The 6,784-nt window shown below is 63.0% G+C and carries 6 protein-coding genes; 3 read left to right on the plus strand and 3 right to left on the minus strand.

The genetic code is table 11. From position 1 onward, the window contains the following. Positions 1 to 92: 92 nt before the first annotated feature. The gene (locus EN994_RS12705) at positions 93 to 710 is read right to left on the minus strand and encodes a TetR/AcrR family transcriptional regulator (protein ID WP_013528999.1); all 618 of its coding nucleotides are present in this window, start codon (positions 708 to 710) and stop codon (positions 93 to 95) included. Positions 711 to 784: 74 nt separating this feature from the next. Between EN994_RS12705 and EN994_RS12710 the strand changes: the two genes are divergently transcribed. Both EN994_RS12710 and EN994_RS12715 read left to right on the plus strand, forming a co-directional pair. Next, positions 785 to 2,068, plus strand: a complete 1,284-nt coding sequence (locus EN994_RS12710; protein WP_063169470.1) for an MFS transporter — start codon at positions 785 to 787, stop codon at positions 2,066 to 2,068. A 180-nt stretch (positions 2,069 to 2,248) separates the two neighbouring features. Further along, a complete protein-coding gene (locus tag EN994_RS12715; RefSeq protein ID WP_063170395.1) occupies positions 2,249 to 3,823 on the plus strand; it encodes an alkaline phosphatase in 1,575 nt (524 codons plus the stop codon). A gap of 48 nt (positions 3,824 to 3,871) precedes the next feature. Here EN994_RS12715 and EN994_RS12720 read toward each other — a convergent pair whose 3' ends face one another. Beyond that, entirely contained in the window at positions 3,872 to 4,153 is a 282-nt protein-coding gene (locus tag EN994_RS12720; RefSeq protein ID WP_224618852.1) for a hypothetical protein, read from the minus strand. A 197-nt stretch (positions 4,154 to 4,350) separates the two neighbouring features. Here EN994_RS12720 and typA point away from each other — a divergent pair, with 197 nt between their 5' ends. Next, positions 4,351 to 6,180, plus strand: coding sequence for a translational GTPase TypA (gene typA, locus EN994_RS12725; protein ID WP_013529003.1), 1,830 nt, complete (start codon positions 4,351 to 4,353; stop codon positions 6,178 to 6,180). Between the two features lie 61 nt (positions 6,181 to 6,241). On the opposite strand, the gene EN994_RS12730 is transcribed toward typA, so the two are convergent. Beyond that, a partial coding sequence (locus EN994_RS12730; RefSeq protein WP_127307569.1) for a DUF1062 domain-containing protein occupies positions 6,242 to 6,784 on the minus strand: 543 nt, incomplete at its 5' end.

Consider the following 6,784-nt stretch of genomic DNA (forward strand, 5'->3'; position numbering starts at 1 on the left):
GCCTGACCGAGACCGACCAGGACAAGCGGGATCAGAATGGCACGCATGGCGGTCAATCTCCGTTGCAAGCCGCCGCAGCGTAGCGCCAAACGCTATTTCTTCAAGCTGGCTTCGATCAGCAGGTCGGCATTGCGGGCAACCGCTTGCGCCGGACCGCCGAGGCCGAACAACTGGCCGCTGATATAGGCGCCCTCGATCAGCAGCAGCAGGCCGTCGCCGAGCGTGTCTGGGTCTTGCGCGCCCATCGCAGCCGCCATGGCGCGCAGGCGGCGGCGCAGTTCCTGCTTGTTGGCCTCGCTGACCACGCGAGCCGGGTGGCTGTGGTCGGGATATTCGACCGCCGCATTGGTCATGCCGCAGCCGCGATAGTCCGCCACCTGCGTGCGCTTGCCGATGCGGGTCAGGAAAGCCTTGATCTGAGCGCGCGGGTCGCCGGGATGAGCGGCGACCGCCTCGTCGAAGCGCTCCCAGTATTCACGGTCATATTGCCTGAGATAGGAAGCGGCCAGTTCGTCCTTGGACGGAAAGCTGCGGTAGAGGCTGGGCTTGGTGACGCCGGCACGCTTGACGATCTCGTCGACGCCGATCGCCCTGATGCCGCGCCGGTAGAACAGGTCATAGGCCACATCGAGGATCTTCTTGGCGGCTTTCGGCGGAGCGGATGCATGACCGTCGCTGATGGTCAGTTCAATATTTTTGTCGGTTGGCATCGTGTGACTCGATTGACAATGTTACCGATCGGTACGTATACATGTTCCCACCCTGCAACGTACCGGTCAGTAACATGATAACTCAATCTCGCCCCTTTGGCCAGCGCTACGCTTTCGTCGTGGTCGGCGTCATCTTCCTCAGCCTGCTGGTCGCGGCTGGCCTGCGCTCCGCACCCTCGGTCATGATGCTGCCACTCGAGAACAGTTTCGGCTGGCGCCGCGACGTCATCTCCCTGGCCGCCGGTGTCGGCATTCTGCTTTACGGTTTGACGGGGCCATTTGCCGCAGCCCTGATGGAGCGCATCGGGCTGCGCCGCACGCTGCTCGCCTCGCTGGTGGTGATGTCGGGCTCGACCATGCTCAGCCTGCTGATGACCAAGCCGTGGCATCTGTTCATCACCTGGGGCGTGTTCTCGGGCATTGGTTCCGGTGCCGTCGCCAGCGTGCTCGGCGCGACCATCGTCAATCGCTGGTTCAAGACCAATCGCGGCCTTGTCATGGGATTGATGTCGGCCTCCAGTGCCTCGGGCATGCTGGTGTTCCTGCCGCTGATCGCCGCTCTGGCACAGTCGGGCGGCTGGCAGCCGGTTGTCATTGCGGTCGCGATCGCGACCGCTGCCCTGATACCGCTGGTCTGGCTGCTGGTGCCGGAGCGGCCGGCATCGATCGGCATGGTGCGCTATGGCGCCGAGGCTGACGATGTGCCGCCGACGCCGCCTGCGTCACAGGGCAACTTTCTGGCGCATACGTTCTCGACGCTGCGCCGTGCCGCCGGCACGCGGGTGTTCTGGTATCTGTTCGCCACCTTCTTCGTCTGCGGCTTCACCACCAACGGGCTGGTCGGCACGCATCTGATCGCGTTTTGCGGCGACATGGGCATCGGCGAGGTGCAGGCCGCCGGCCTGCTGTCGATGATGGGCATTTTCGATCTGATCGGCACGACATTGTCGGGCTGGCTCACCGACCGTTTCGACCCGCGCAAGCTGCTCGGCGTCTATTACGGCATCCGCGGCCTGTCGCTGATCTACCTGCCCTATTCCGGCTTCTCAGCGACCAGCCTGATCATCTTCGCCGTGCTCTACGGTCTCGACTGGATCGCCACCGTGCCGCCGACTCTGAGGCTCGCCAATGAGGCGTTCGGCGATCGCAGTGGGCCGATCGTGTTCGGCTGGATCGTCGCCGGCCACCAGATCGGTGCGGCGACCGCCGCCGCCTTCGGTGGCACCATGCGCGAGTTGCAGGGCAATTACGAACTGGCCTTCCTGATCGCCGGCATGACGGCAATAGCCGCTGCCTGTATCTCGCTGCTGATCAACACCAGCAAGCCGGCATTCGAGCCGGAGCCGCAGGCGGCGTAGGGAGAGACGCTACCGGCCAAGCTGCCATCTCCCCCACACGGAGGAAGATCGGCAGCTTCGCCGTCCGCGCAAACGCCCACCCGCCTGTTGATCGTCAGAAAAACTTCATGATCCCGAGATGTCCCTGAAACATTGACGCTGGATTTTGGTGGCACCGTTCAAGCCATCCAGGAGACAGCCGTGAACAAGCTTTCGATGACTCGCCGCGCTTTCGTCACCTCCGCCAGCGCCGTTGGCCTGGCCGGCGTCTCGAGCCTGGTGCTGCCCTACTATTCGCGCGCCAGTCAGCGGCCGGCCTTCACCCATGGCGTCCAGTCCGGCGATGTCGACGCAACCAGCGGCATGGTGTGGACGCGCACCGATCGCCCGTCGCGCGTCATGTTCGAAGTGTCGTCGACGGAGAACTTCGCCACTGCGACACGCCTGGCGCCGCTCGATACGTCGCCGGCCAGCGACTACACCGTCAAGCGGCTGCTCACCGACCTCGCTTCGGACCAGGATATCTTCTATCGCATGACGGCAGCCGATCTCGCCGACATCAACGCCGTTTCCGAGCCGATCATCGGGCGCTTCAGGACGGCGCCGGCCTCGAAGCGCGACATCCGCTTTGCCTGGTCGGGCGACACCGCCGGCCAGGGCTGGGGCATCGATGAGACCGGCATGAAGACCTACGCCACGATCGGCAAGCACACGCCCGACTTCTTCCTGCATTCGGGCGACACCATCTATGCCGACGGCGCCATGAAGGACGAGGTCGACCTGCCCGGCGGCGGCAAGTGGAAGAACGTCGTGCTGATCGACGGCAAACGCAAGGTTGCCGAGACGCTGGACGAATACCGGGACCAGTGGAAGTACAACATGATGGACAGGAACGTGCTCGGCCTCAGCGCCATCTGCCCGACTTTCTACCAGTGGGACGACCATGAAGTCCTGAACAACTGGTCGGATTCGAAGGATCTCAGCGCCGACAGCCGCTATTCGGAAAAATCCATCCACGTGCTGGCGGCCCGTGCGGCGCGGGCTTTCCACGAGATGACGACGATCCGCTACGAACCTTCCGAGCCCGGCCGCGTCTATCGCAAGATCGCCTACGGGCCGCTGCTCGACGTGTTCTTCCTCGACATGCGCTCCTATCGCGGCCCCAATGGTCCCGACATGCAGGATGAGATGACGCCGCAATCGCGCATGCTCGGCGAACAGCAGACGAAATGGCTGAAGCGCGAACTGGCGAATTCGAAGGCGACCTGGAAAATCATCGCCGCCGACATGCCGCTCGGCCTCGTCGTCTGGGACGACGGCACCAAGAAGGTTGGTGCCGAAGCAGTCAGCAATGGCGACAATGGCTTGCCAAAAGGGCGTGAGCTCGAGATCGCCGACCTGCTGCGCTTCATCAAGAATGCCGGCATCAGCAACACCGTCTGGCTCACCGCCGACGTGCATTACACGGCCGCGCATTATTACAACCCGGACAAGGCGCAGTTCCAGGATTTCAATCCGTTCTGGGAATTCGTTTCGGGTCCGATCCATGCCGGAACGTTCGGGCCGAACGATTTCGACATGACGTTCGGTCCGGAGCTGAAGTTCATCAAGGCGCCGACCGCCGAACAGGGACAGAACCTGCCGCCCTCGGCAGGTCTGCAATTCTTCGGGCTGGTCGATATTTCAGGCGCCAGCGAGCAGATGACGGTGCGGCTGATGGATCGCGACGACAATGAACTCTACAAGGTGACGCTCGACCCGGTGCGGTCGGCATAAGCGCGCGCTGATGGAAAGGTGTCGCGCGCGTCTAGGGCGCGCGATGCCTTAGTCCGGGTAGCAGACCATGGGGATATTCGGCCAGACGGCGCTGTCGCAGTTGGCGGCGTCCTGCCGCTGCTTGAAGGCGGCGCTGACCGGGCCGGTCACCACCGGGTCGACGCCGTCGGGCGCGTCGGCGAAAATCTGCTCGGCCGACTGTGCCTCTGACGGCAAGGCAGGCCGTGATTCCTTCGTCGTCGCGGCCGACTGCGCGGCGTTGGCCGCCAGCAGGACGGCGAAGGCAACAGAGGCGATGAGCGGCCAGAATCGGTTGAGTTTATCGGTCATGACGTTCGAACTGCCCGGGCCCCGAGGGGTTCCCGCCTTGGTTAACAAAATCATCTCACACGCAGATGCTTAAGATTTGATGAGTATTTGGTGACGCGCCTCCTCTTTCGCAACTGCGAAAAACCCTGTATGAGCCGCGCAACCGAAAGAGGCAGCGCCTTTTGGCCTGCTGCCTGCAACGCTTCCGAGACCAGAACATGAAAATCCGTAATATCGCGATCATCGCGCACGTCGACCATGGAAAGACCACCCTGGTCGACCAGCTTTTGAAGCAGTCCGGCTCCTTCCGAGACAATCAGCGCGTGGCCGAGCGCGCCATGGATTCCAACGACCTCGAAAAGGAGCGCGGCATCACCATCCTGGCCAAAGCGACCTCGGTCGACTGGAAGGATACCCGCATCAACATCGTCGACACCCCCGGCCACGCCGATTTCGGTGGCGAGGTCGAACGCATCCTGTCGATGGTGGACTCAGCCATCGTGCTGGTCGATGCCGCCGAAGGGCCGATGCCGCAGACCAAATTCGTCGTCGGCAAGGCGCTCAAGGTCGGCCTGAAGCCGATCGTCGTCATCAACAAGATCGATCGCCCGGACGCCCGTCATGTCGAGGTGGTCAACGAGGTGTTCGACCTCTTCGCAGCGCTCGACGCCACCGACGAGCAGCTCGACTTCCCGATTCTGTACGGCTCAGGCCGCGATGGCTGGGTTTCGGAAAATCCGGAAGGACCGAAGGACCAGCAGTTGGCGCCCCTGTTCGACCTCGTCATCAAGCATGTGCCGGAGCCGACCGTTCATCCCGGTCCGTTCCGCATGATCGGCACCATCCTGGAAGCCAATCCGTTTCTCGGCCGCATCATCACCGGCCGCATCGAGAGCGGCACGCTGAAGGCCAACCAGCCGGTCAAGGTGCTGCACCATGACGGTACTCAGATCGAAACCGGCCGTATTTCCAAGATCCTGGCCTTCCGCGGCCTTGAGCGCCAGCCGATCGAAGAAGCGCAGGCGGGCGACATCGTCGCCATTGCCGGCTTGTCGAAGGGCACCGTCGCCGACACGTTCTGCGACCCGAGCGTGAGCGAACCGCTGCATGCGCAGCCGATCGATCCGCCGACCGTGACCATGTCGTTCCTGGTCAACGACAGTCCGCTGGCCGGCACCGAAGGCGACAAGGTGACCAGCCGCGTCATCCGCGACCGCCTGCTGCGCGAAGCCGAAGGCAATGTCGCGCTGAAGATCGAGGAATCGCCTGACAAGGATTCGTTCTTCGTCTCCGGCCGCGGCGAATTGCAGCTGGCCGTGCTGATCGAGACGATGCGGCGCGAAGGCTTTGAAATCGCCGTGTCGCGTCCGCGCGTCGTCATGCAGAAGGGCGAGAATGGCGAATTGCTGGAGCCGGTCGAAGAAGTCGTCATCGACGTCGACGAGGAGCATGCCGGCGTCGTCGTGCAGAAGATGTCCGAGCGCAAGGCCGAGATGGTCGAACTGCGCCCATCCGGCGGCAATCGTCAGCGCATTGTCTTCCATGCGCCGACCCGTGGCCTGATCGGCTACCAGTCGGAGCTTTTGACCGACACGCGCGGCACCGCCGTGATGAACCGGCTTTTCCATGCCTATGAGCCCTACAAGGGCGAGCTGCCAGGCCGCACCAATGGCGTGCTGATTTCCAACGAACAGGGCGAATCGGTCGCCTACGCCATGTGGAACCTGGAAGATCGCGGCCCGATGGTCATCGATCCGGGCGTCAAGGTGTATCAGGGCATGATCATCGGTATCCATAGCCGCGACAATGACCTTGAAGTGAACGTGCTCAAGGGCAAGAAGCTGACCAACATCCGTGCCGCCGGCAAGGACGAGGCGGTCAAGCTGACCCCGCCGATCCGCATGACGCTGGAACGCGCGCTGGCCTGGATCCAGGACGACGAGCTGGTCGAAGTGACGCCGAAGACCATTCGGCTGCGCAAGCTCTATCTCGATCCGAACGAGCGCAAGCGGTTCGAGAAGTCGTCCAAGGTGGTCGGCGCGGCGTAAGCTCTTATTTTTTCCAACAGCGGAGAGGGGCGGAGCAACCAGTGTTCCGCCCCTTTTTCGTTCATCCACCGGCAGCCGCGATGATGGCCTGCCGATCGGCCTCGCCGGCCAGATCGATGCGGATCGTGTTTCCCGCACGGGCCGGCTTGCGCAGGGCCTTTGCTCCATCCGGGTCAACGATGAGCAGCCGCTTCTCCTCCAGCGCCTGAAGCCGTGATCGCGAGATGCAGAGTTCGCTTGCGAGCAGCCGGTCGAGCCGCAGCGATGTCGGCATTTCGAGCCCGAGCTGGAGTTCCAACACGGTCGCGGCTTCCCTGGTGTCGCCGAGCCTGCGCTTGTGAACGCTGACATCGGAGAACTCCTCGACGCGCCCGATCCGGTTGCGCAACGCCACCGCATCGAAGGCATGACGGTGAGCGAGTGCAGGATCGTTGCTTTCGAGCGCCGCCAGCAGCGCCGGGTCGATGTCGCGGCGGTTGCAGCGTTCGAAAATGCCGAAATTCCAGGAATTGTCGCAGTCGATGCAGCGATAGATCAGCCACACGTCGATGCGTTTGCCATTGGCGTTGACGCGGAACTTTCCGCTGCTGCAATAGGCCCTCAC

Origin of the sequence: Mesorhizobium sp. M7A.F.Ca.CA.002.09.1.1, assembly GCF_003998555.1 — a bacterium.
GTDB lineage: Bacteria > Pseudomonadota > Alphaproteobacteria > Rhizobiales > Rhizobiaceae > Mesorhizobium > Mesorhizobium ciceri.